A 23,922-nucleotide genomic window follows, 5' to 3' on the forward strand; every position below is an offset into this window, starting at 1 on the left:
CTGCGTGAGAGGATTCTCTATGCCCGGACTTCGGCATCGTTCAGAGAGCTTAAAAAGGGCAAACGGGTCAAAATCAAATGATCCGTTTGCCCTTTTATAATGAAATTGTATTTTATTACAAGCAGAGGGAACAAAGGGCGCTATGCTTGTTCTGACTTTGAATTCGGGGGAGTGGCGTGCTCTGCGTCATAAGCGGCCTGATCCGCCTGCCCAGCCTTTGTCCGGCGCAGGAGCTTCACCGAAAGAGCCAGCATGATCTGCGTAAAAATGGGAGCGAAGGCCACGGGAAACAGCACGTCTGCAGGAAAATACTGCGCCGCCAGCACCGCTCCGGCGCTGATGTTCCGAAGTCCCGTGTTGATCGTCATGGTCTGGCAGGAGGGAAAGTCCAGATGCATCAGCCGATGGGAGACAAACCAGCCCAGCAGATACGCAAAAACGCACAGCGCCACCAGAACCAGAATCACCAGCAGCAGAGTGGGGGTAACCGCTTTCAGGAATGGGGCGACGCCCGTGGCGTTGGAGGTAATAATACAGAACATGATCAGCTTTGCAAGCGGGGACAGGCGCGGCTTCCACTTCGCGGCGGTTCTGCCGTCTCGAATGCGGTGGCACAGCAGGGATAAAAAAGCGGGGAGGGCCACCATGAAAAGCAGGTCTTTCATCATCCCGGTGGCGTCCATTTCAACCATGGACCCTACCAAAAGTTTCATGCTGAGTGGAACGATCAAAGGGGCGAGCAGTGTGTCCAGCAGTACTGCGGACAGGCAAAGGGGCAGGTCTCCCCGGCCGATGGTCACCCACATCAATGACGCCACACCGGTGGGCAGAACGAAATTCAGCACCAATCCGGTGGTAAACAGCGGCGCATCCGGAAATAAGAGGGTACACAGCCCCAGACACAGTGCAGGCAACACCACGTGGAGCATCGCCAGCAGCACCAGCACAGGAACCGGGTGAGAGACCACATGGCCGATCTGCCGGAAGCTGCACCCCAGGGTGTTAATAAAGGTCATCATTGCGAAGAGTACCGGGGTGATGGGGACCAGGTTGCTGAGCGGGGCATGGAAAAAGATGCCCAGCAGCAAACATAGAATCGTAAACCAGACAATCTTGTCTGAGAAAAATTGATCAATTTTTTGCAACTTTTCCATAATTCTCCTCAACGGCAGGTATAGGCAAACCACCCGCTTTCCTGACGGGTTTCCAAAATAGCCCAGCCGCTGCGGCGCAGTCCGTTAGCCACCTCGACCGCCCGGTCGTCAATGATGCCGGAGCAAAGGAACAGCCCCCGGGGCTTCAAAAATCGCCGCACCATGGGCGCGAGGCCCAAAATCACGTCTGCCACGATGTTGGCCACCACCACGTTGTAATTTCCGCCAAGTCGAGCTTGAAGACACTCGTCGCTGAGGACATCGCCGGTCCAAACGGTATACCGGTCCTTGCCGATACCGTTGAGGGCGGCATTTTCATAGGCCACGTCCAGGCACTTGTCGTCGATGTCCACCGCATGAGCGGAGGCGGCGCCCAGCTTCAGCGCCGCAATGGAGAGGATGCCGCTGCCGCAGCCCAGATCCAACACGGAGTCGCCGGGCTTTACCACCTGTTCCAGCGCCTGAAGACACAGCTGGGTAGTAGCGTGGCTCCCGGTGCCGAAGGACAGACCGGGGTCCAGAATCAGAGGCACACGGCCCTTGCAGTCGGTTTTGTCTTTCTCCCATTCGGGGATTACCAGCAGACGGCTGCCAATCTCCATGGGCTTGTAGTATTTTTGCCAGCCAAAGGCCCAATCCTCTTCCTTCAAATTATCCAAGGTCATCCGCAGAGGACCGCAGTCCGAATGGGCGGCCTTGAATTCTGCCAGAGCAATGCGGACCTCTCCCAGCCGTGCAAAGCCAGCCTCGTTCTCTTCCAAATAGAAGATGATCCGGGATGCGCCTGCCTCCTTTTTCAGGAGCTCTTCATCCACGTAGTCCCAGCTCTTCCGATTTTCCTCCAGAAATTCGTGAAACTCCGTTTCGTCGTCAATCACCACGTCGTCAATGCCAAGACCGGAGAGAAAGGCCTCCACCGTCTCAAGCCCGCCGTGATTCGTATGAATGTGGACTTCCAGCCACTTCATCAGCCGCGCCTCCCGTTTCGTCCATTTTATCGAATCGTATTTTATCTAAAAAGGGCCCCAAACGGGGCCCTTTTCAATCAGCGCTCTCTGCCCACAAAAAACAGGGAGACCACGCCGCAGCCCGTATGACTGCCGATCACCGGACCTACATAATTGATATGGATATCCTTTGTGCCGAGGCGACGGGTGACCTCGTCGGCCACAAGCTTTGCGTCGTCATAGCAATCCCCTTGACAGATGAACACCGTTTGCCCGGCGGGGTCTATGGACAGACGCTCCATCTGGTCCACCAGCGCCATCAGCGCCGCCTTCCGGCCCCGGGCCTTGCTGACGGGGATCAGATGTCCCTCGTTATCCATATGCATCACAGGCTTGATGGACAGCATCGTTCCAAACAGAGCGGTAGCCGCGCTGATGCGACCGCCGCGCTTCAGATGGTTCAGATCATCCACCGTGAACCAGTGGCAGATATGGTATTTCATATCCTCGGCATAGGCGAAGACTTCGTCAATGGACTTGCCGGCCTTTTTCTGCTGCGCGCAGAGATATACAAACAGCCCCTGTCCCAGCGAGGCACAAAGGGAGTCCACCACATAGATTTTGGCGTCCGGATATTCGCCGCGCAGATCCTCCGCCGCAATCGCCGCCGACTGATAGGTGGTGGAAAGACCGGAGGAAAAGCTCAGGCACAAGAGATCCTTTCCCTGCTCCAAAATTTCATGCATTTTTGATTCCGCGGTCCCCACGCTGACTGCGGAAGTAACGCCCATCTCACCGGCACGTACTTTTGCAAAGAAATCGGGGAAACTGATTTCCCGCCCGTCCAGCCAGTTGTGATAATCCTGTCCGCCGATGCTGAAGCTCAGGGGCAGCACCTCTAATTCCAGCTCCTCCGCCATGTCGGCGGGCAAATCGCAGCTGCTGTCGGTCAAAATTACAAAGTCACGCATCAGTCAGATTCCTCCTCTTTTTTTTGCCGGACCCGCTTATCGCGGGCGGGCTTTTCCTCACCTGCATCCCGCTGGTGGCGCAGCAGCGTCACATACCGGCGGCTGGCCGCCCCGGCGGCATAGCTCAAAAGAGCGAAGTGAATGGCGGAGTCCGCCAGCTTTTCCGGGTCCTGATGCCGATCCATCTGGTCGGCGGTCAGGTTCATGGAGCCGTCCAAACTCCGGCAGAAGGTCTGGTAACCGGCCTCCACGCTTCCGGAGTCCTTCAGCTCCTGGTCAAGCAGCAGATGCATGTCCCTGGTGGAGAGGACCTGCTTCAGCACGCAGATCACGGTCAGATAGGCAAGGTGCTCACGGCTGTATTTCTTCCCGTCGGCCCGGGGAAGCAGTCCGCCTTTTGTATAGTTGTTCACCATGGCGGCAGTAAGTCCGTCGTCTCCGTCAAAGCGTAAGACTTGTCGGTCCATATAACTCAGTACCTGATCCATATACAGGGAAAAGTCCGGCAGCTGGTCCCAATCCACGGGGCGCTGTCGGCGCAGCCGCTCCTGCAATTCCGCTTGATCCTCCATTGTACGTCTCCCTCCCGCAAATATTGATTCACTGTTAGAATATCACAATTATCTGGTTTTGTAAATCGTATTTTGCGGAAATGAATATCAGATAATGTCTAACGGACAAACGCTGTCCGTAAACCGCGCCTGTTTGACAGATACCCCTTAAATCCGCCAAGGTCCCTCATTTCCCCACACAGAACCGGGAGAAGATGGCGGACACGATATCCTCCCGGGCGGTGCGGCCCGTCAGCTCCCCCAGAGCGCTCATACCCTCCTCCGTATCGGTGAGTATCACGTCCGGAGTGAGGCCGGACTCCAGCGCTTCCAGCCCCCGCCGGATGGCGTCCCGGGCGCGGGAGACGGCGTCTATCTGCCGGGGGTCGGTCAAAAGCTCACCGCTTGCGCCATCCTCAAAGGGGAACAGCCCTGCCACGGCCTGTTCCAGAGTGTCCAGACCCTCGCCGGTGACGGCGGAGACGGAGACGTCGGCGGCGGGCGGAAGCAGATTTTGCCCGACCTGAAAAGAGGCGGCGCAGACGGTTTCTGCGGTCTCCAGATCGGACTTGGAGCGCACTAAAATCCATCGTCTGCTGCAAGAGGCCAGCTTCAGCACATCCAGGTCCTCGGCAGTGGGCATCTGAGACCCGTCCAGCACCGTCAGCACCAAATCGGCGGACTCCAAAGCGGCTTTTGACCGCTCCACGCCCAGCTTTTCCACCGTGTCCTCCGTTTCGCGGATGCCCGCAGTGTCGATAAGCCGCAGCAAAACTCCTCCGCAGAGCACGGATTCCTCCACCGTATCCCGGGTGGTTCCGGGGATGTCCGTGACAAGGCACCGGTCGTATCCCGTCAGGGCGTTCAGCAGGGAGGACTTCCCGACGTTGGGTCGGCCGATGATCGCGGTATGGACGCCGGATTTTAAAAGGCGGCCCCGCCCGCAGGTGGCCAGCAACCGGGAGAGAGCCTCGTCCGCCTGGCGGAGGGCGGCCTGAATCTCGCTGAGCTTCAAATCCTCAATGTCCTCGTCGGGATAGTCCACCACGGCGTAGAACTGAGAGGCCAGTGCCGTCAGGTTGTCGTACACGGCGGAGACGGTACGGCCCAATGCCCCATCCAGCTGGGCGGCGGCATTCCGGGCGGCGGCGGGAGTCTCCGCGTCGATCAGGTCGATCACTGCCTCCGCCTGGGTCAGGTCCAGCTTGCCGTTCAGAAACGCCCGCTTCGTGAACTCCCCGGCCTTTGCCTGCCGCACCCCGGCGGCAAACAGGGCGGAGAGAATTTCGCCCATGGCCACAGGGGAGCCGTGGCAGTGAAGTTCCGCACTGTCTTCGCCGGTATAGCTAGCGGGGCCGGGAAAGCGGACGGCCATGCCGCTGTCCAGAACGCGGCCCTGCGGGTCCAGCAGATCGCCCAGAAAAAGTCTGCGGGGCTCCAGCGCGGCAAAGTTTTTTTTGCAGTTTGAACGAAAGACCCGGTCCAATACCGCGTCAGTCTCCGGACCGGAAATCCGGATGACGCCGATGGCGGTTGGAACTCTCCCTGTGGCGACGGCGGCAATGGTATCCATGGCTGGCTCCTTTCTGTGAGACGGCGCGGGCAATTTGCATCGCGCCCCAACGCAAAGAATACGGGGCGGGGCGCAGGCCCCGCCCCGTATTTCAGGTAAAATCAAAGGGAATTACTGAATGGGCTCGCCATTGGCCTTCTTGGCCTCAATTTCCTTCATGGCGTCCTTGTGAGAGAGGTTCCAGCGGCCCTTCTCGTCGATCTCCATGAACTTGACCCACATCATGTCGCCCACCTTGCAGGCGTCCTCCACCTTTTCGATGCGGTGGTCGGACAGTTTGGAGATATGGCACAGGCCGTCCTTGCCCGGGGCGATTTCAATGAACACACCGAACGTCATCATCCGCACCACGCGGCCGTAGTAAAGCTTGCCAACCTCGGGGACGAACACGATATCGTCGATGCACTTCTTGGCGGCGTCGCAGGCGGAGGCATCCGCGGCGGCAATAAAGATAGAGCCGTCGTCGTTGATGTCCACCTTTGCGCCGGTGTCGGCCACGATCTTCTGGATGACGGAGCCGCCCTTGCCGATGACCTCGCGGATGCGGTCGGGGTCGATGTGCATGGTGATCATCTTGGGCGCATACCTGGAGACCTCGCTGCGAGGGGCGGCGATGCAGGGCAGCATGATCTGGTCAAGGATCTCGCAGCGGGCGTCATAAGTGGTGTCCAGTGCGTTTTTGATAATCTCCATGGTGAGGCCGTCGTTCTTCAGGTCCATCTGAATGGCGGTGATGCCCTTCTTGGTGCCGGCCACCTTGAAATCCATCTCGCCGTGGAAATCCTCCACGCCCTGAATGTCGATGAATGTGGTGAAGGCGCCGTTGTCATCCTGAATGAGGCCGCAGGAAATGCCTGCCACGGGGGCCTTGATGGGCACGCCCGCGTCCATCAAGGCGAGGGTGGAGCCGCAGATAGAACCCTGAGAGGTGGAGCCGTTGGAGGAAACCACTTCGCTCACCACGCGGATGGCATAGGGGAATTCCTCCACAGAGGGCAGCACCGGAACCAGCGCCCGCTCGGCGAGAGCGCCGTGGCCGATCTCGCGGCGGCCGGGGGAGCGGGCGGGCTTGGCCTCGCCCACGGAGTAGCCGGGGAAGTTATAGTGGTGCATATAGCGCTTCTCCGTCTCCTCCCAGATGGTGTCCAGCTTCTGGTTGGCGGAGAGAGTATCCAGCGTGCAAGCGGAGAGGACCTGCGTCTGACCGCGGGTAAACAGGCCGGAGCCGTGAACCCGGGGCAGCACGCCCACCTCGGCGGAGAGAGGGCGGATCTCGTTGCTCTGGCGGCCATCCACGCGGTGACCCTCCAGCAGCCATGCCTTGACGATCTTCTTTTGGAACTTATAGGTGATCTCGTCCAGGTACTGGTCCATGTTGGGATAGTCCGTAAGGAACAGCTCATGCCACTTTTCGATGAGCTGGTTCCAGCGGCTCTCCCGGACATTCTTGTCGTCGGTGTCCATGGCGGCTTTCGCGTCGTCCGTAGTAGCCGCGACAATCTTGTCGAACAGCTCCTGATTGAAATCAGCGTGGGGATAATCGAACTTGGACTTGCCGATCTCGCTGACCATCCGGTTAATCAAAGCGATCTGCTTCTGGTTTTCCTCGTGAGCCTGCCGGATGGCCTCATACATGGTGTCGTTGGTTACCTCGTTGGCGCCGGCTTCGATCATGACGACCTTTTTGCCGGTGGAGACCACGGTCACGTCCAGATCGGAGACTTTGCGCTGCTCGGTCGTGGGGTTGAAGACCAACTTGCCGTCCACAAGGCCCACCTTCAGCGTGGCCACGGGGCCGTTCCAGGGGATGTCGGAGATGGCAAGGGCGGCGGAGGTGCCAATCAGGGCCGCAATCTCGGGGGAGCAATCGTGGTCCACGCTCATGACGGTGGCCATGATGGACACGTCGTTGCGGAAATCATAGGGGAACAGGGGCCGGATGGGCCGGTCGATGACGCGGGAGGTCAAAACACCCTTTTCACCGGGACGGCCCTCGCGGCGGTTAAAGGAGCCGGGGATACGGCCCACGGAGTACATCTTTTCCTCAAAGTCCACGCTCAGGGGGAAGAAATCGATCCCGTCCCGGGGACGGGCAGAGGCGGTGGCGCACACCAGCACGCGGGTATCACCGTAGCCCACCATGACGGCGGCGTTAGCCAGCTCCGCCAGCTTACCGACCTCCAGCGTGAGGGGCCGGCCGGCCAGCTCCATCTCGTACTTATGGTAGCTGGGAAATTGGCGCTTGTTAATAATGGTTGACATGTTGTTTCTCCTTTTTAGAATGGATTTTTTACGCCAACCGGCCATTTAGCACTTGAAAACGCGTCCTCGCAAGCTCCATATCGTTTCCGGCTGAAACCACAAGCTCGTTTGTTTCGCAGCCCATCTTTTTCCCGGGCAAACTGTTCGGTCTGTATGGGGGCACATTTTCAACTGCTAAAGGCGTTTTTGGCGGCGTAAAATCTATGAAAAGGGGGCGGTGCAGAAAAAACTACACCGCCCACGTTTCAACTTACTTACGGATGCCGAGCTTTGCGATCAGTGTGCGGTAACGCTCGATGTCCTTCTTCATGAGGTAGTCCAGCAGGTTGCGGCGCTTACCGACCATCATAATGAGGCCGCGGTTGGAGTGCTTATCCTGAGGGTTCGCCTTCATGTGCTCAGTGAGCACATTGATCCGCTGGGTCAAAATGGCGATCTGGACCTCGGGAGAGCCGGTGTCCGTGGCATGGGTGCGGTTGGCGTCGATAATAGCGGTCTTTTGTTCTTTGCGCAACATAATTGTATCCACCTTTTTAAAAATTACCCGCAGGACTGCGCATCGGGCCGGTGAGAGCCGCGAAACGAAGCGCTGGGGCGCCGCAGGTTTGCGTGCTTAGTCACTATATCATAAGGATTCCCAATTGTAAAGAAAATTTTCACTTTTTCCTGTTTCTTTTAAATAAAAATACCGCAATAAGCGGCATACGGACACAGGTGTCCCGGAGCAGTTAAAATGTCTGATGCCTATAATGCCCCGCACGCATAGTTTGTGCCATCCTGCACAGAAACACCTTAATGGGCGTCGGCATGCCCGTGTCATTTTTATGCGATCTGAATGACGGTAAAACCATGCGTGGAAAATTGTGCGGGCGCTGCATAAAGAATCTTCTTTCGCCGCTTGACAGGCGGCAAAAACCATGCTAATCTAACTGTACTAATACGGATAATACAGTTCGCCTTACGGCGGACAAAACGGAGGTGGAGAGATGATCAGCCTGAATTATCGGGATTCGCGGCCCATTTACGAGCAGATTAAGGACGAACTGCGAAAACTGATCGTCACCGGCGCGCTGGCGGCGGGAGAAAAGCTGCCGTCGGTACGCGCATTGGCTACACAGCTCAGCATCAACCCAAATACGATCCAGCGGGCTTATAACGACATGGAGGCAGAGGGATACATTTATTCCGTGCCGGGCAAGGGCAGCTTTGCCAGCGACCGGGGAGACGCGGACACAGCCCGGCGGGACCTGTTGAAGGACAAGGTGAGGGAGCTGCTGCGGGAGCTGAGGGTGCTGGGCGTCACGCAGGCGGATCTGGCAGCGCTGCTGAAAGAGGGGGGAACGACATGATTGAGGTTCGAGACGCGGTAAAAAGGTTTGACGGCTTTACGGCGCTGAACGGCGTAACGCTGACCGTGCCAAGGGGCGCGGTATATGGTCTGGTTGGACCCAACGGTGCGGGAAAATCCACGCTTTTGCGGTGCCTGAACGGCGTGTACAAGACGGAGAGCGGCACAATGACCATTGAAGGTGAGTCGGTTTGGGAGAATCCGGCGCTGAAAGCGCGGGTTAACTCCATTCCGGACGACTGGTACTACTTTTTGCAGTCCAGCACACAGGATATGATGAGGCTTTATCGGGGGATCTATCCCAGCTTTTCCATGGAGCGCTATAAAAAGCTGGCGGCGGCGTTTCCCATTGACCCCAAAAAGCCCATCCGGCATCTGTCCAAAGGCATGCAGAAGCAGGCAGCCTTCTGGCTGACCATGAGCTGCATGCCGGAATACCTGATGCTGGACGAGCCGGTGGACGGGCTGGATCCGGTGATGCGGCGGCAGGTCTGGTCCCTGGTGCTGGACGACGTTGCCGAGCGGGGCACTACGGTACTGGTCTCCAGCCACAACCTGCGGGAGTTGGAGGATGTGTGCGACCAGGTGGGCATTCTGGATCACGGAAAGGTGCTTTTGGAGCGGTCTTTGGCGCAGCTTCAGGACAATATGGTGAAGCTTCAGGTTGTGTTCCCCGACGGGATGACGGAGGTGCCCCCGGAAATTCCGGCGCTCCACGCGTCGAAGCTGGGCCGCATCCATACCCTCATCCTGCGCATGAATGCCCAGAGGGCCACCGAGCTTCTGGCACAGTACAGCCCCTTGCTGGTAGACGCCGTGCCGCTGACACTGGAGGAGATTTTTATTTACGAGTTGGGAGGTGCGGATTATGCAGTCAAAGACATCGTCCTTTAAGGGGCTGTTCAGTCCTGCTCTGTTCCGCAACGATCTGAGCCGTTTTTGGCCGCTTTGGGCGCTGTACTTTGCGGCCTGGCTCCTGGCTATGCCGGCGGTGCAGCTTTTTGAGCTGTTTGGCCGCAACCACCAGTGGATGGACCCGTCGGATCTGCATTCCAACGCCCTGTGCGGTGTGACCGAAATGGCCTCCAGCGGCGCGCTTATTGTGTCCGTGGCCTTCGGATGCCTGTTTGCCATGGCGCTGTTTTCCTATCTGACCAACGCCCGCGCCGTGGGCTTCACCCATGCCCTACCCGTTCGGAGAGAGGGTTTGTTCCTGACGCATTACATATCCGGCGCGGCGGTGTTTCTTACCGTCCATGCTGTCACGGCACTGCTGACTATGGCTGTATGGGCAACCGCCGGAGTGCGGGAGTTCTGGCTGATCGGCATCTGGTTTTTATCTGCCACGGGGCAGATGCTGCTTTTTTACGGCTTTGCGGTTTTTTGCGCCATGTTTGCCGGGCAGTTACTGGCGATTCCGGTGTTTTATGGGGTGCTCAACGTGCTGGTTTATGGGCTGACCTATCTGTTCCAATCACTTTGTCAGCTGCTTTTTTACGGCTGGAGCAATTCCGATATTCCGATGTTGGTGGTCTGGCTTACGCCAGCTTATAAGCTATCAAAGATTTTTCAGAATCCGTGGATTTACGATAAACTGGGCAACTGGAGCGGCACGGATTGGGGCGAACTTTACAGCAGCCTTGGCGCCGTGGGCGTCTATGCGCTGGCCGGCGTGGCACTGACGGCGGCGGCGCTGCTGGTATATAACCGGCGCCGCAGCGAAGCCACCGGCGACACCGTGGCCATTGGCTGGGCGCGGCCCGTCTTCCGTTACGGTGTGGGCGTGTGCGCTGCCCTCAGCTTCGGGCAGCTGCTGTTCACCATCCTTCGGGACGCGGTTGGCGGGTACGGCGGCGGAGCCGCCTCCGTGCCCGGACTGGCGGCCTGCATGATCGCTCTGGGGCTTGTGGGCTATTTTGCGGCGGAGATGCTGCTGCAAAAGTCCTTCCGTGTTCTGAAGCAGAGCTGGAAGGGCGGAGCGGCTTTGGCGGCGGTTCTGGTTCTGGTGTGTGCGGGCTTCTCGGTGGACCTTTTGGGGATCGAGAAGTACGTTCCCAAAGCGGACGACATACAGAGCCTGGACTTTGACATCTATGGCGTAAATTATATCAATGGCAACATTACCGATCCGGAGACCATCGGGCGTTTTATCTCCCTGCATCAGGCGCTGGTGGAGGAAAAACCGGAAAACGACTGGAACTCGGATAGTTCCGACTACACCGGCCTGCGGCTGGACTATACCCTGAAAAACGGGAAGAAACTGTCCCGGGATTACGGGTTTACCTACGGGCCCGGAGAAGTGAGGGAAGACGGCTCGGTGCTTTCTCAGATGGCGGCCCTGATGAGCGACCCGGTTGTACGGCGGGCGGACTTGTCCGCTCAGTTCCTGAACGATGTGGATCGTCTTACCGCTGCGGAGATCACCCTCTATCCGGCTCAGCCGGGCGGAAGGGGCCAGACGCTGAATTTTGATGCGGATACCGCCCAGACGCTGCTGGATGCGCTGGAAAAGGATATTGACGCGGGGCATTTGGGCGCGGACGCCCTTGACCAAGATGCGTGGTATGCGAATACATTTGATAACAGCTTGACATTCTATTACCGGGTAAAGCCGGATCCGGCCCGCCCCCGGAGGGACGACAGCGCTTCGTTCGATCTGCAGTTTTCAAAGCACGATACGTTCCTTCTTGCGGCGCTGGAACACGCGGGGGTGGATACGGGTTCGCTGACGACCAACCAGCAGATGAACGACGCGGGCGGCAACACGATAATGGCCAAGGATGCTTACGCATATACGCAGCAGGAGGGCCGGATTCCGGACGAAGTCGGGAGCGGAGAGTACGAAAACCCGGCTGACGGCTCCGCCGCCATCATCGGCGGAGCCGACGGTCCCACGGAAATTTTGGTGACATCGCAGCCTGCCATCGCCGACACGCAGGAGCCCTGAAAACATGGCTTACAAAGAGAAAAAACGGCGCATGAATCCCCGTTTCATCGGGTTGTGTCTGGCGGCGGTCCTTGTGATCGCCGCCGGGGGCTTTTGCGTCTGGAGGATGCTTTTCTGCGGTCTGCCCGGAGAAAACGTGAAACTGCCGGACTATGTGACGAAGGACCTGCTGACTAAGAACCCCTGGTCCCGCCCTGGCACGGAATTGGAAAGCATCAAGGGTGTGGTGATTCACTACGTGGGGAACCCCGGAACCACCGCGGAGGCCAACCGCAATTATTTTGAGAGCCTGCAGGACGGGACGGAAGGGATCTACGCCAGCGCCCACTTTATCGTGGGTCTTGATGGCGAGGTGATTCAGTGCATTCCACTGACGGAGTGGGCCTATGCCTCGAACAGCCGCAACGTGGATACGGTCTCCATTGAGGTTTGTCATCCAGACGAGACGGGGCAGTTTTCCCCCGTGACCTATGACCGGGTGGTGGAGCTGACGGCGTGGCTGTGTGATACCTTCAATCTGACCACTGCCGACGTTATGAGGCATTACGATGTGTCCGGCAAGGATTGTCCGAAATATTACGTGGAGCACGAGGACGCGTGGCAGCAGCTGCTGAAGGATGTGGACGAGGCCATAACGGCTCAGAAGGCACAAGCGGCGCAAAAAAATTAGAGAGGGATGGAAACTTTTTTTCATCCAAAAACGTCTTAGTGGAATAACGGCGGCAAAGTGGGAATTCCGCCGGGAAAATTTGTGTGTGCAGGGCGGTGGCCGCGATTGCGGGGTGCTGCCGTAAATAGCAAGAGGGGAGTTCTCCTATGGAAACCACAAGAAATGCTGCGCTCTGGCGCGTCTGGGTCGATACTGTGAACCGCATCGTCTCTTTTCACGAGGCGGAGGGCTTCCGGCCCATCGAATTTCGCAGCCGGGAGATGTTTTTGTCTTGTGTGGACGAATATACGGGACAGCACTACCGTTACCAATAGCGCAGGGACAAACTCCATATCCCGCGCTTCGGCCCGGAAGGCCAAAGCGCGCGCATTGCACTGCCTTTCTCAACGGAAGGACTGCTTTCGGATAACGGCGAAAATTTCCATCTTGACAAACCGGCTTATCCGGGTATAGGATAATAAGAAATTCAATATCCGGCGTGGAAAAGGACGAGTAAGACCCGACCCCTGCACAGAGAGCGGCCCGTTTTGGTGGAAGGGCGGTCAGCGGAGGGGACCTGAAAATCACCTTGGAGCCTCCTGCTGAAAGACGACGCGAGTAAGCGTGGACGAGTGACGGACGTTATCCCGTCGGCCTGTGATCGCAGGCTGTGAGCGGCTTTTCCTCGCGAGGGAAAGGCAACGAGAGTGGTACCGCAGAGTGTTTACAAAAACGCTTTGTCTCTTAGGAGACAAAGCGTTTTTTATTTTGTTTGAAAGAGCACGCGATTATGGACCCACAGATACGGCAAAACTACTGTTTTTCAACTGACTATTTAGATATTTAGGAGGACTTGAAATTATGGATTATAACAAAACGATCAATCTGCCTAAGACCGACTTCCCTATGCGGGCGGGACTGCCCAAGCGGGAGCCGGAGATGCTCAAGCGCTGGGAGGACCAGGACCTTTACAACGAGCTTTTGAAAAAGAATGAAGGCAAACCTCTGTTCAACCTCCACGACGGCCCTCCGTTTTCCAACGGTGATCTCCATATGGGCCACGCGCTGAACAAGGCGCTCAAGGACTTTATTACCAGGTCCTACGCCATGCGGGGCTACTATACCCCCTATATCCCCGGCTGGGATAACCATGGTATGCCCATCGAGTCCGCTATCATCAAGCAGAACAAACTGGACCGCAAGTCCATGAGCGTCCCCGAGTTCCGCTCCGCCTGCCATGAGTTCGCGGACCATTATATCGACGTGCAGCGCAATGGATTCAAGCGTATGGGCGTTGTCGGCGACTGGGAGCACCCCTACAAGACCATGGACCCCGAATTTGAAGCCGGGGAGGTACGCGTTTTTGGCAAAATGTATAAGAAGGGCTATATCTACAAGGGCCTCAAGCCCGTGTACTGGTGCCCCCGCGACGAGACGGCTTTGGCTGAGGCGGAGATCGAGTATCAGGATGACCCCTGCACCACCGTGTATGTGAAATTCCCCATGAAGGACGACGGCGGCAAGCTGGGCAATTTTGACCACAGCAAGCTCTTTTTCGTGATCTGGACCACCACCATCTGGACGCTGCCGGGAAACCTTGCCATCGCTTTGCACCCTGAGGAGAGCTATGCCCTTGTAAAAGCCCCCAACGGCGAGGTCTATATCATGGCTGAGGCCCTGACCGACAAGGTCATGAAGATCGGCGGCTTTGGCGAATATGAGATCGTGGAGACCCACCCCGGCGCGTTTTTTGAAAACATGCTGGCTCAGCATCCCTTCCTGGATAAGACCAGCCGTCTGCTGCTGGCGGACTATGTCACCATGGATTCCGGTACCGGCTGCGTCCACACGGCCCCCGGCTTCGGCGCGGACGACTATGAGACCTGCCGCCGGTACGGCATGGACATGGTGGTGCCTGTGGACGACCAGGGCCGCCACACGGATTATGCCGGAAAATATGCCGGCATGAAAACGGATGAGTCCAACCCCGTCATCCTCAATGACATGAAAGAGGCGGGAAGCCTCTTCGCCAGCGAGAACATCGTCCACAGCTATCCCCACTGCTGGCGCTGCAAGGGACCCATCATCTTCCGTGCCACCCCTCAGTGGTTCTGCTCCGTGGACTCCTTCAAGGATGAGGCCTGCGCCGCCTGCGAGGATGTGCGCTGGGTGCCGGAGTGGGGTCTGGAGCGCATCAAGTCCATGGTCCGCGAGCGCACCGACTGGTGTATCTCCCGCCAGAGAAAGTGGGGCCTGCCCATTCCGGTGGTGTACTGCAAGCACTGCGGCAAGCCCGTCGTGACGGACGAGTCCATTGAGTCCATCGCCTCTGTTTTTGAGAAGGAGGGCTCCAACGCATGGTTCGCCAAGGAGGCTGAGGAACTGCTGCCCACCGGGTTCAAGTGCCCCCACTGCGGTGCGGCAGAGGGCTACACCAAGGAGGAGGACACCCTGGACGGCTGGTTTGACTCCGGCTCCACCCATTTTGCCTCCATGCAGCGGACCCAGAACTTCTGGCCCGCCACCATGTATCTGGAGGGTCTCGATCAGTATCGCGGCTGGTTCCAGTCCTCGCTGCTGGTGGGTGTGGGCGCTCTGGGCCGGGGCGCGCCCTTCAAGGAGTGTGTTACCCACGGCTGGACCGTGGACGGCGAGGGCAAGGCCATGCACAAATCTCTGGGCAACGGCATGGATCCCGCCGAGATCTTCAATAAATACGGCGCGGACCTGCTGCGCTTGTGGGCGGCTTCCGCCGACTACCATGTGGACGTCCGCTGCTCCGACGAGATTTTCAAGCAGTTGAGCCAGAATTATCTGAAGTTCCGCAATACCGCCCGGTACTGCCTGGGCAATCTGGACGGCTTCAACCCCGACGATCTGGTCCCTGCGGGCGAGATGGAGGAGTTGGACCGCTGGGCTGTCACCCGGCTGAACGCACTGGCGGAAAAGTGCCTGAAGGCCTATGACGACTATGAGTTTCTGGTGGTGACCCACGCCGTCAACGACTTCTGCGTGGTGGAGCTCTCCAATTTCTATCTGGACATTATCAAGGATCGGCTGTACTGCGAGGAGGCGGACGGAAGACGCCGCCGCAGCGCTCAGACCGCGCTGTTCCTGATTCTGGATACGATGACGAAGCTGATGGCTCCTATTTTGGCTTTTACTTGCGACGAGATCTGGCAGGCCATGACCCATCGCTCCGGGGACGATGGCCGCAACGTGCTTCTCAACGAAATGAACCGGCCCTACGCAGATTATGCTTTGAATGACAAGGCTATGGAGAAGTGGGATACGATTATCCGGATGCGGGACGATGTGAACGCGGTTTTGGAAGCCGCTCGGGCCGACAAGAAAATCGGTAAGGCACTGGAGGCCCATGTCTCTCTCCACGCCGACGACGACGCGGCGGCACAGGCGCTGCTTTCCACGATCGGCGTCAGCCTTGCCGAGGTGTTTATCGTATCCGACTGCAATATAACTACCGCCGAACCCGCGGCGGAGTCCACCGTTGGAAAGGGAAGCAATTTCCCGGGATTGACCGTTGAGGTCAGCGAGGCTAATGGAGCCAAATGCGAACGGTGCTGGATGCAATCTCCCAAGGTGGGAGAGGACCCCAACCATCCCACTCTTTGCCCCCGCTGCGCCGATGTCGTTTCCAAGCTGCCTCAGTTTTGACCCGGTTTTTGGTTTAAAATGCCGGGTTAGCTGGAAATGCGGGACAAAGCGCGGAAAAACCGGCTTGTAGCCCCGCATATTCAAAGAGAAGTAAAAAGGTGAAAGCTCCCGATTCGGGAGCTTTCACCTTTTGTTGTTTTGCTGGTAAAACAGACTGTACCGGTATGCAGCGGCCGCAAAAGATACCGCGCGAGGCGCTCACTCCTGCGGAGGAGAATCGGGACTGGTTCTCACGCAGTTTTTTCCCGCATCCTTTGCAAGGTAAAGCGCATCGTCCGCCCGCTTAAAAAGATCGCTGAATTCCTCTCCGGGCTTTTTTCGAGCAAAACCGATGCTGACGGTGAGGCGGTCGGCGAGGTGGTTTTGACAGAGGAACTTCTGACTGCATATGTCGGCGCGAATCGTCTCAAGCTGCGTCTCCAGATTGGCGGCTGAGCACCCTGTGCCGATCAGGACGAACTCTTCGCCGCCGAATCTTGCGGCAAAGAACCCGCTTTCCGCAGTGTGCTGCTGGATGGTTTTTGCCACGGCTGTCAGTGCAGCATCCCCGCATTGATGCCCAAGGGTATCATTGTATTCCTTGAAGTTGTCAACGTCAATCATCGCCAGCGTCAAGGCCTCGCATGCGGGATAAGCCTGCTGCACAAACTCATCCAGGCCGCGGCGGTTGGGAAGCTCGGTGAGCGCGTCATACTTGCTGAGCCTGCTGAGCTGTTCGTTGGAAGCAAGCAGGGAGATCCGGCTTTCAAGAACGCGCTGACACAGAAAAAAGCCGAGGACCAGGCAGGTGATGCCGTGGATCATGTCCATTTGTGCATAGAGCGGAGTTTTGAAGCGGACGGCGGCAATCGAAAAGGCAACGAGAGCGACAGACAAAAGGGTGTACGTATGATGCACGGGAGCGATGATCAGCATTGGCATGGTCAGCAGAAAAACGATAAACATCACCGCGGGGGTATCGGGACCAAAGGCCGTGCCGATCAGAGTGACAAAGCTGTAGATCAGCACGAAAAACAACCAAATCAGAAACCTGGTACAAGAAATGCTTCGGCGCCCCTTTATCTCAAAGAAAACGGACATAAGAATCAGGATGATGAAATAGACCAAATAAACAGGGCTATATGGAGATAAAGACGGCATGGCCACGCTGAGAACCAGATAGCAGGCGAGGATGACCGTCATCAGCGGGAGCAGACCGTTTATCATTTTGCAATTGTATGCGTGGATCGCCTGCTGCTGCGCCGCGAAAAAGGTGCGATCCTGCCCGCCGTAGCACCATCTTTTTAAGTTTTCAAGCATGCCCTTCATGACGCTTCCCCAATGTTCCAAATTTACTTTTAAAACGGCTGCTGTCCTGTCCCAAGCCTGTGCAGCTGTCGGCAAAACTCCTCCGGCAGCGGACAGGAAAGCTCCACAGGTTTCCCGGTACGGGGATGAATGAACCTCAGGCCCACAGCGTGGAGACACTGCCCCTGAAGTCCGGGGACGGGCTTTTTTGCGCCGTATACCGTATCGCCTAAAATTGGATGGCCTAGGTAGGCCATATGAACACGGATCTGATGCGTACGCCCTGTCTCCAGACGACAGCGCACATGGGTAAAGCCCGGATAGCGGGCGACGACCTCCCAGTGGGTCACCGCCCGGCGCCCATCCGGAACCACCGCCTGCTTCTTCCGGTCTGCGGCGCAGCGGCCGATGGGGGCATCCACCGTACCGGAACCCTCTTTGAGATTTCCCGCCACGATGCACTCGTAGGTCCGTGCCAGCGTGTGGTCCAGAAGCTGCGCCGCCAGCTTCTGGTGGGCGAAATCGTTTTTTGCCGCAATGATGAGTCCGGAGGTGTCCCGATCGATGCGGTGAACAATGCCGGGGCGCAGGACCCCGCCAATGCCGGAGAGGGAGCTCCCGCAGTGGTGCAGAAGGGCGTTTACCAGTGTGCCGTCGGGATGGCCGGGCGCCGGATGAACCACCAGTCCCTTGGGCTTGTTTACCACGATCACGTCGTCGTCCTCGTACACCACGTCCAACGGGATGTCCTGCGGACAGACCTCGGTGGGCTCAGGATCGGGAAGCTCCACCGCCACGGTCTCACCGCCAGTGAGACGGTGGCTTTTAACGGGCCGTCTGCCGTCTACCAGCACCCGGCCCTCCTCAATGAGGCGGGCGGCGGCGGAACGGGTCAGGCCCTCCGCCTGCGCGGCAAGGAACGCGTCCAGCCGGGCGGCATTTTCAGGACTTGCCCGTAATGTCAGCGTTTCCATGGGCAGTTCCCCTTTTGTCGTACTTTTCATAGAACCAGAGGTAATAGATCGCGCCCAGAATCGCTCCCGAAACGATGCACATATCCGCCACATTGAATACAGGATAGCTCATAAACTGAAAATTAAACATGTCCACCACATATCCCAGCCGCGCCCGGTCGATGATGTTGCCAAGTCCGCCGGAGATAATCAGTGTGGCGGCGGCCAGACCCATTGGGTGGCGGACGATTTTCTTCACCACGGCATAGGACACCGCCAAGACGATCGCGCAGGTGACCGCCAGCAGCAGCCACCGCATACCGGAAAAGCTGGACCATGCCGCACCGTAATTGTGGACGCGGAACAGCTCAACAAAGCCGGGAATCAACGGCGTGAAGCCGCCCGGCTCCAGATGAGTCACCACCCAGTATTTTACCCACTGGTCCGCGGCCAGCAGTCCGACGCCGACGATCAGATAGAGCATAAGGACCTCCGTACACATTTTGCGCTAAATTCTTTTAAATATGTTTTTCTTATCCTACCCCATATCCGTTGAAAAAGCAACTTCCGCCTTGTGCTTTTTTAGCTTTTGTGATAAACTGCTTTAGTTAAATGTTGATATTTATCAGGTTTTGGAGGATTTGCTCTTGGAACGCAAAGACGTCTTGATTGCCCCGGAGAATATTGCCCGACAGCGGGACTTTACGCAACGGGTTCGCACCATGTTTGCCGCGCGGCAGGCCCATCCCGTGGCCTGTGTGGACACCTTTGGGTGCCAGCAAAACGTGGCCGACGGGCAAAGGCTGATGGGAATGCTTCAGGAAATGGGCTTTTCCTTTACGCAGGAACCGAAGGAGGCCGATCTGGTTATTCTCAACACTTGTGCCGTCCGGGAACATGCGGAGCAGCGGGTGTTCGGCAACCTTGGAGCGCTGACCCACACGAAAAAAGAGAATCCGGAGCAGGTGATCTGTCTGTGCGGCTGCATGGCGCAGGAGGAGCGGGTCTCCAGCCGGGTGAAGGAATCCTATCGCCATGTGGATCTGGTGTTCGGCCCTCATGCCCTGTGGAAATTCCCGGAGCTTTTATGGCAGGTGTACGAGTCCCACAAGCGGGTCTTCTCCGTGGCCGACGAGCACGGCAGCATCGCTGAGGGCATTCCCACCGTGCGGGAGGCGGGCGTGAAGGCCTGGGTCTCCATCATGTACGGGTGCAACAACTTCTGTTCGTACTGCATTGTGCCCTATGTCCGGGGCCGGGAGCGCAGCCGGGATCGTGATGCGGTGCTGGCGGAGGTCCGGGAGCTGGTGGATTCCGGGTACAAGGATATTACCCTGCTGGGCCAGAACGTGAATTCCTATGGAAACGATCTGGGCGGCGGATACGATTTTGCGGATTTGCTCAGCGATATCGACCTGATTCCCGGGGACTATCTCATCCGATTTATGTCCAGCCACCCCAAGGACGCGACGCACAAGCTGTTTGACACCATGGCCCGGTGTGGGCATGTGGCAAAGCAGCTTCATCTTCCCTTCCAGTCCGGCAACGACCGGGTGCTGGGAGAGATGAACCGGCACTACACCCGGGCGCAGTATTTGGAGGAGATCAATTACGCCAAAGCCAAAATGCCGGGACTGGTGATCACCAGCGACGTCATCATCGGCTTTCCCGGAGAAACGGAGGCGGAGGCCATGGACACAGTGTCTTTGGTGGATGAGGTGGGGTTCGCCGCTCTGTTTACGTTTATTTACAGTCCCCGGCCCGGGACAAAAGCGGCGGCGCTGCCGGACCCGGCGCCCCGGTCCGAAAAACAAAAGTGGTTTGATCGACTGCTGGAGGTGCAAAACGCCAGGTCAGCCGCCGCCCATGCCGCTTACGTCGGCAAGACGGAGCGGGTGCTGGTGGACGGGGAGAGCGACGACTCCGACTGGCCGCTGTCTGCCCGGACGGAGGGGAACCGGCTGGTCCGCCTGAAGGGGGACAAGGCCCTGATCGGCCGGTTCACGAATGTGCGGATTACCCACAGCAATACATGGGCGCTGTATGGCGAGGCGGTCACGGACTGACTTTTGCAAGGCGGAAGGACACCGCAATTATAGAAAGGAGCCATTCCTATGAAAATTACGACCTTGCTGGAGAATACCTCCTGCCGCGCCGACGTGGTTCACGCCCATGGACTAAGCCAGTACATTGAGACGAAGAATCATAAAATTTTGTTTGATATGGGTCCCAGTCCCGCAATTGTGGACAACGCCCGGACTCTGGGCGTGGACCTTGCCGCCGTGGACATCGCGGTGCTGTCTCACGGGCACGACGACCATTCCGGCGGCCTTGCCGCGTTCCTTGCTTGCAACAAAACCGCGAAGGTCTACCTGAGCCGTCTGGCCTTCGGGCCGTACTACGCGATGGACGCGGGGAAGACGCCCGTATTTATCGGCGTTCCGGAGGAGGTCAAGGCCTATGAAGACCGTCTGACGCTCACAGGGGACGAGCTGAAGATCGACGGGGAGCTGCGGCTCTTTTCCAATGTCAAAACGGCGGATTACCGCTCCCATGCCAACGATAAGCTGAAAGAAAAGCGGGGAGAGGAATACCCCATGGACGAATTCCGCCACGAGCAGAATCTGCTGATCTGCGAGGGTGACAAGACGGTTTTGCTGGCGGGCTGTTCCCACCGGGGCATCGTGAATATCCTGCGCCGGGCGGAGGAACTGCTTGGACGGGCGCCGGACGCGGTGTTCGCAGGGTTTCACCTGCATAATCCCGGTACAGGGGAGACGGAACCTCGGGAGTTGGTGGAGGCCGTTGGCCGCGAGCTGCTGGCGCGTCGGGACACGGTCTACTACACCGGCCACTGCACCGGGCCGGATGCGTTCGCTATCCTGAAAGCCCAGATGGGCGATCGGCTGCACCATATGACCGGCGGTGGGACCGTAGAAATCTGATGCCGGGCGCGGAAGCTGCCAGCTAGAAAGAGAATGAGGTGACCCTCCCATGGCGGAACTGACCCCCATGATGAAGCAATATCTGAAAATCAAGGAGCAAAACCCGGATTCCATCCTGTTTTTCCGGCTGGGGGACTTCTATGAGATGTTTGATACCGATGCGCGGACGGCATCAAGGGAGCTGGACCTGACCCTGACCAGCCGGGACAAGGACCCCAACAAGGCCCCGGAGGACCGGGTGCCCATGTGCGGCATTCCCTACCACTCCAGTGACGCCTATATTGCCCGCCTCATCGCCAAGGGCTATAAGGTGGCCATCTGCGAGCAGATGGAAGACCCCGCCACGGCAAAGGGATTGGTGGACCGGGACATTATCCGGGTGGTGACGCCGGGGACGGTGATCGACGCGGCGTGCCTGGACGAGAAGTCGGGCAACTTTCTGTGCGGGATCTATCTCGACTCCCAAAACGCCGGGGCCGCCTTCTGCGATATGTCCACCGGCGAGACCCATGTCACCTCCTTTTCCGGCCGGGACCGGCTGGAGCACATCATCAACGAGCTGGGCCGGTTCTCCCCCGTCGAGGCGGTGTTGAACGATGGAGCCGACGCAGAGGAGCGGCTAAGGGAGGCCTTACGGGAGAAATTTCACTGCCGGATGGAAAACGGCGGCGAGGGCCGTTTTCTCCCGGTTGAGGCGGAAAAAAGCATCCGCGCCCAGTTCGGCGGTGCGGGATGGGAGAGCCTTCCCGCGGACAATCCGGCGGCGGGAATGGCACTGGGCGGACTTTTAAAGTATCTCTACGAGACCCAGAAGACGGATCTGAGTCACATCAATAAGCTGGACTACTATGAACAGGGCCGGTTTATGGAACTGGACCTGACTGCGCGGAGAAATCTGGAGCTGACGGAGACTTTGCGGAATAAGGAGCGGCGGGGGAGCCTTTTATGGGTGCTGGACAAGACAAAGACCTCCATGGGAGGCCGGCGTCTGCGTGGCTGGCTGGAACGGCCGCTTCTTTCTATCACCGCCATCAACAAGCGAAATTCCGCGGTGGCGGCGCTGGTGGACAATACGATTGGGCGCGAAGAGCTGAGCGCCGCCATGAGCGGACTTGGCGATCTGGAGCGGCTCATTGGACGGATTACTTACGGAACTGCCGGTGGCCGGGATCTGGCGGCGCTGCGGTCCGCCATCGAAAAGCTGCCCGCCATTGCGGGCCAGCTGGCCGCTTTTTCCGACCGGCGGATGAAGGAACTGACTGACCAGATGGATCTTTTGCAGGACGTCGGGGAACTGATCTCCTCCGCCGTCTGCGACGAGCCGCCGTTTTCCGTCCGGGAGGGCGGCTTCATCAAGGAGGGGTACGACGCCGAGGTGGACCGTCTCCGGAGTGTGATGGACGGCGGCAAGGGCCTCCTTGCAGACATCGAGGCTCAGGAGAAGGAAAAGACCGGCATCCGGACGCTGAAGGTGGGCTTCAACAAGGTGTTCGGATACTACATCGAGGTCAGCAAGTCCATGATCGACAAGGTCCCGGAGGGCTATGTCCGCAAGCAGACCACAGTGAACGGCGAGCGGTACATCACCCAGGAGCTGAAAGATCTGGAGCACGAGATCCTGACTGCCTCAGAACGGGCCGTGGCGCTGGAATACCAGCTGTTCACCAAGATCCGGGAAAAAATCGTGGCCCAGGCCCCCCGCATTCAGCGCACCGCCTCCGCTCTGGCGGAGATCGACGCGCTGGGGTCTTTGGCGGCGGTGGCCGTGCGGGACGGATACTGCCGGCCCGATGTGGACGAGTCCGGCGTCATCGAAATCACCGCAGGACGGCACCCGGTGGTGGAGCGGGTTTTGAAGGACAGCCTGTTTGTTCCCAACGACACGTTCATGGGCGAAAAGGAGCAGCGGGTGGCCATCATCACCGGCCCCAACATGGCGGGTAAATCCACCTATATGCGTCAGGTGGCTCTGATTGTGCTGCTGGCCCAGATCGGCTCCTTCGTCCCCGCTGCCGCCGCCCATATCGGCGTGGTGGACCGCATTTTTACCCGGATCGGCGCCAGCGACGATCTGGCGGCGGGACAGTCCACCTTTATGGTAGAGATGACCGAGGTTGCGGATATCCTCCGCCACGCCACAAAGAAGAGCCTTTTGATTCTGGATGAGATCGGGCGCGGCACCTCCACCTTTGACGGCATGTCCATCGCCCGGGCAGTGGTGGAGCACTGCGCGGACCCCAAAAAGCTTGGCGCCAAAACGCTGTTTGCAACGCATTATCATGAACTGACGGAGCTGGAGAACACTCTGCCCGGGACAGTCAACTATAATATTGCCGTGAAGACCCGGGGCGAGGATATCATCTTTCTGCGTAAAATCGTCCCCGGCGGCGCCGACCGAAGCTACGGCATTGAGGTCGCAAAGCTTGCGGGCCTTCCGGACAAGGTGGTGACCCGGGCCCGGGCCGTGCTGGAGCAGCTGGAAAATGAAAACGGCGTCCAGTATGTGCAGCCCCGGCGGGAGGGGGAGCAGGTCTCTCTGGACGCCGTTCGGGAGGGCGAGGTGCTGGACGCGCTGCGGCGGTGCCAGCCGGATACGCTGACGCCCATTGAGGCAATGGGCCTACTTTATGAGCTGAAACAGAAGCTGTCCTGAACAAGCC

Annotated in this window: 19 protein-coding genes; 9 read left to right on the plus strand and 10 right to left on the minus strand. The window is 58.2% G+C overall.

The features are described 5' to 3' along the window. Window positions 1–140: 140 nt before the first annotated feature. From ABWQ15_RS03285 to rpsO, 7 genes are all read right to left on the minus strand, one after another. On the minus strand, window positions 141–1,154 hold the full coding sequence (locus tag ABWQ15_RS03285; RefSeq protein ID WP_353907398.1) for a bile acid:sodium symporter family protein: 1,014 nt from the start codon (window positions 1,152–1,154) through the stop codon (window positions 141–143). 8 nt (window positions 1,155–1,162) lie between these two features. Next, window positions 1,163–2,122, minus strand: coding sequence for a 50S ribosomal protein L11 methyltransferase (gene prmA / locus ABWQ15_RS03290; RefSeq protein ID WP_353907399.1), 960 nt, complete (start codon window positions 2,120–2,122; stop codon window positions 1,163–1,165). Window positions 2,123–2,199: 77 nt separating this feature from the next. Further along, window positions 2,200–3,072: a DegV family protein gene (locus ABWQ15_RS03295; RefSeq protein ID WP_353907400.1), complete on the minus strand. Its 873-nt coding sequence runs from the start codon at window positions 3,070–3,072 to the stop codon at window positions 2,200–2,202. After that, window positions 3,072–3,644: a DUF1836 domain-containing protein gene (locus ABWQ15_RS03300; protein WP_353907401.1), complete on the minus strand. Its 573-nt coding sequence runs from the start codon at window positions 3,642–3,644 to the stop codon at window positions 3,072–3,074. The genes ABWQ15_RS03295 and ABWQ15_RS03300 overlap by 1 nt, the downstream gene beginning before the upstream one ends. Window positions 3,645–3,810: 166 nt before the next feature. Next, window positions 3,811–5,196: a tRNA uridine-5-carboxymethylaminomethyl(34) synthesis GTPase MnmE gene (gene mnmE / locus ABWQ15_RS03305; RefSeq protein ID WP_353907402.1), complete on the minus strand. Its 1,386-nt coding sequence runs from the start codon at window positions 5,194–5,196 to the stop codon at window positions 3,811–3,813. A 111-nt stretch (window positions 5,197–5,307) separates the two neighbouring features. Continuing rightward, on the minus strand, window positions 5,308–7,458 hold the full coding sequence (locus ABWQ15_RS03310) for a polyribonucleotide nucleotidyltransferase (RefSeq protein WP_353907403.1): 2,151 nt from the start codon (window positions 7,456–7,458) through the stop codon (window positions 5,308–5,310). 250 nt (window positions 7,459–7,708) lie between these two features. Continuing rightward, window positions 7,709–7,975 (minus strand): 30S ribosomal protein S15, encoded by a 267-nt coding sequence (gene rpsO, locus ABWQ15_RS03315; protein ID WP_353907404.1) that lies wholly within the window; start codon window positions 7,973–7,975, stop codon window positions 7,709–7,711. Between the two features lie 469 nt (window positions 7,976–8,444). Here rpsO and ABWQ15_RS03320 point away from each other — a divergent pair, with 469 nt between their 5' ends. From ABWQ15_RS03320 to ileS, 6 genes are all read left to right on the plus strand, one after another. Beyond that, complete coding sequence (locus ABWQ15_RS03320; RefSeq protein ID WP_353907405.1) at window positions 8,445–8,807, plus strand: GntR family transcriptional regulator; 363 nt, start codon at window positions 8,445–8,447, stop codon at window positions 8,805–8,807. Next, window positions 8,804–9,700, plus strand: a complete 897-nt coding sequence (locus ABWQ15_RS03325) for an ABC transporter ATP-binding protein (protein WP_353907406.1) — start codon at window positions 8,804–8,806, stop codon at window positions 9,698–9,700. Before ABWQ15_RS03320 ends, ABWQ15_RS03325 begins: the two co-directional genes overlap by 4 nt. Then, window positions 9,675–11,753, plus strand: coding sequence for a hypothetical protein (locus tag ABWQ15_RS03330; RefSeq protein ID WP_353907407.1), 2,079 nt, complete (start codon window positions 9,675–9,677; stop codon window positions 11,751–11,753). The genes ABWQ15_RS03325 and ABWQ15_RS03330 overlap by 26 nt, the downstream gene beginning before the upstream one ends. 4 nt (window positions 11,754–11,757) lie before the next feature. Further along, window positions 11,758–12,423, plus strand: coding sequence for a peptidoglycan recognition protein family protein (locus ABWQ15_RS03335; RefSeq protein WP_353907408.1), 666 nt, complete (start codon window positions 11,758–11,760; stop codon window positions 12,421–12,423). 146 nt (window positions 12,424–12,569) lie between these two features. Then, on the plus strand, window positions 12,570–12,737 hold the full coding sequence (locus ABWQ15_RS03340; RefSeq protein WP_353907409.1) for a hypothetical protein: 168 nt from the start codon (window positions 12,570–12,572) through the stop codon (window positions 12,735–12,737). A 526-nt stretch (window positions 12,738–13,263) separates the two neighbouring features. Next, on the plus strand, window positions 13,264–16,077 hold the full coding sequence (gene ileS / locus ABWQ15_RS03345) for an isoleucine--tRNA ligase (RefSeq protein WP_353907410.1): 2,814 nt from the start codon (window positions 13,264–13,266) through the stop codon (window positions 16,075–16,077). Between the two features lie 198 nt (window positions 16,078–16,275). Here ileS and ABWQ15_RS03350 read toward each other — a convergent pair whose 3' ends face one another. From ABWQ15_RS03350 to lspA, 3 genes are read right to left on the minus strand one after another with little or no spacing between them, the layout of a single operon-like run. Continuing rightward, a complete protein-coding gene (locus tag ABWQ15_RS03350) occupies window positions 16,276–17,385 on the minus strand; it encodes a GGDEF domain-containing protein (RefSeq protein WP_353907411.1) in 1,110 nt (369 codons plus the stop codon). Window positions 17,386–17,414: 29 nt separating this feature from the next. After that, a complete protein-coding gene (locus tag ABWQ15_RS03355; RefSeq protein ID WP_353907412.1) occupies window positions 17,415–18,338 on the minus strand; it encodes an RluA family pseudouridine synthase in 924 nt (307 codons plus the stop codon). Beyond that, entirely contained in the window at window positions 18,307–18,801 is a 495-nt protein-coding gene (gene lspA / locus ABWQ15_RS03360) for a signal peptidase II (protein WP_353907413.1), read from the minus strand. The genes ABWQ15_RS03355 and lspA overlap by 32 nt, the downstream gene beginning before the upstream one ends. Window positions 18,802–18,964: 163 nt before the next feature. On the opposite strand from lspA, the gene miaB reads away from it, so the two are divergent. The 3 genes from miaB to mutS are packed head-to-tail and all read left to right on the plus strand — an operon-like array spanning window position 18,965 to window position 23,915. Beyond that, a complete protein-coding gene (gene miaB, locus ABWQ15_RS03365; RefSeq protein ID WP_353907414.1) occupies window positions 18,965–20,383 on the plus strand; it encodes a tRNA (N6-isopentenyl adenosine(37)-C2)-methylthiotransferase MiaB in 1,419 nt (472 codons plus the stop codon). Window positions 20,384–20,431: 48 nt separating this feature from the next. Next, complete coding sequence (locus ABWQ15_RS03370) at window positions 20,432–21,262, plus strand: MBL fold metallo-hydrolase (RefSeq protein WP_353907415.1); 831 nt, start codon at window positions 20,432–20,434, stop codon at window positions 21,260–21,262. A gap of 49 nt (window positions 21,263–21,311) precedes the next feature. Next, window positions 21,312–23,915: a DNA mismatch repair protein MutS gene (gene mutS / locus ABWQ15_RS03375; protein ID WP_353907416.1), complete on the plus strand. Its 2,604-nt coding sequence runs from the start codon at window positions 21,312–21,314 to the stop codon at window positions 23,913–23,915. Window positions 23,916–23,922: the final 7 nt, after the last annotated feature.

Origin of the sequence: Oscillibacter sp., from assembly GCF_040505565.1 — a bacterium.
Taxonomy (GTDB): domain Bacteria; phylum Bacillota; class Clostridia; order Oscillospirales; family Oscillospiraceae; genus Oscillibacter.

Bases quoted from the DNA above. Each gene is read 5' to 3' on its own strand.
- ABWQ15_RS03330 (WP_353907407.1), top strand. From the start codon at position 9,675: ATGCAGTCAAAGACATCGTCCTTTAAGGGGCTGTTCAGTCCTGCTCTG.
- ABWQ15_RS03285 (WP_353907398.1), bottom strand. From the start codon at position 1,154: ATGGAAAAGTTGCAAAAAATTGATCAATTTTTCTCAGACAAGATTGTC.
- lspA (WP_353907413.1), bottom strand. From the start codon at position 18,801: ATGCTCTATCTGATCGTCGGCGTCGGACTGCTGGCCGCGGACCAGTGG.
- ileS (WP_353907410.1), top strand. From the start codon at position 13,264: ATGGATTATAACAAAACGATCAATCTGCCTAAGACCGACTTCCCTATG.
- mutS (WP_353907416.1), top strand. From the start codon at position 21,312: ATGGCGGAACTGACCCCCATGATGAAGCAATATCTGAAAATCAAGGAG.
- ABWQ15_RS03310 (WP_353907403.1), bottom strand. From the start codon at position 7,458: ATGTCAACCATTATTAACAAGCGCCAATTTCCCAGCTACCATAAGTAC.
- ABWQ15_RS03300 (WP_353907401.1), bottom strand. From the start codon at position 3,644: ATGGAGGATCAAGCGGAATTGCAGGAGCGGCTGCGCCGACAGCGCCCC.
- prmA (WP_353907399.1), bottom strand. From the start codon at position 2,122: ATGAAGTGGCTGGAAGTCCACATTCATACGAATCACGGCGGGCTTGAG.
- ABWQ15_RS03325 (WP_353907406.1), top strand. From the start codon at position 8,804: ATGATTGAGGTTCGAGACGCGGTAAAAAGGTTTGACGGCTTTACGGCG.
- ABWQ15_RS03355 (WP_353907412.1), bottom strand. From the start codon at position 18,338: ATGGAAACGCTGACATTACGGGCAAGTCCTGAAAATGCCGCCCGGCTG.
- ABWQ15_RS03320 (WP_353907405.1), top strand. From the start codon at position 8,445: ATGATCAGCCTGAATTATCGGGATTCGCGGCCCATTTACGAGCAGATT.
- ABWQ15_RS03335 (WP_353907408.1), top strand. From the start codon at position 11,758: ATGGCTTACAAAGAGAAAAAACGGCGCATGAATCCCCGTTTCATCGGG.
- ABWQ15_RS03350 (WP_353907411.1), bottom strand. From the start codon at position 17,385: ATGAAGGGCATGCTTGAAAACTTAAAAAGATGGTGCTACGGCGGGCAG.
- ABWQ15_RS03370 (WP_353907415.1), top strand. From the start codon at position 20,432: ATGAAAATTACGACCTTGCTGGAGAATACCTCCTGCCGCGCCGACGTG.
- rpsO (WP_353907404.1), bottom strand. From the start codon at position 7,975: ATGTTGCGCAAAGAACAAAAGACCGCTATTATCGACGCCAACCGCACC.
- mnmE (WP_353907402.1), bottom strand. From the start codon at position 5,196: ATGGATACCATTGCCGCCGTCGCCACAGGGAGAGTTCCAACCGCCATC.
- ABWQ15_RS03295 (WP_353907400.1), bottom strand. From the start codon at position 3,072: ATGCGTGACTTTGTAATTTTGACCGACAGCAGCTGCGATTTGCCCGCC.
- ABWQ15_RS03340 (WP_353907409.1), top strand. From the start codon at position 12,570: ATGGAAACCACAAGAAATGCTGCGCTCTGGCGCGTCTGGGTCGATACT.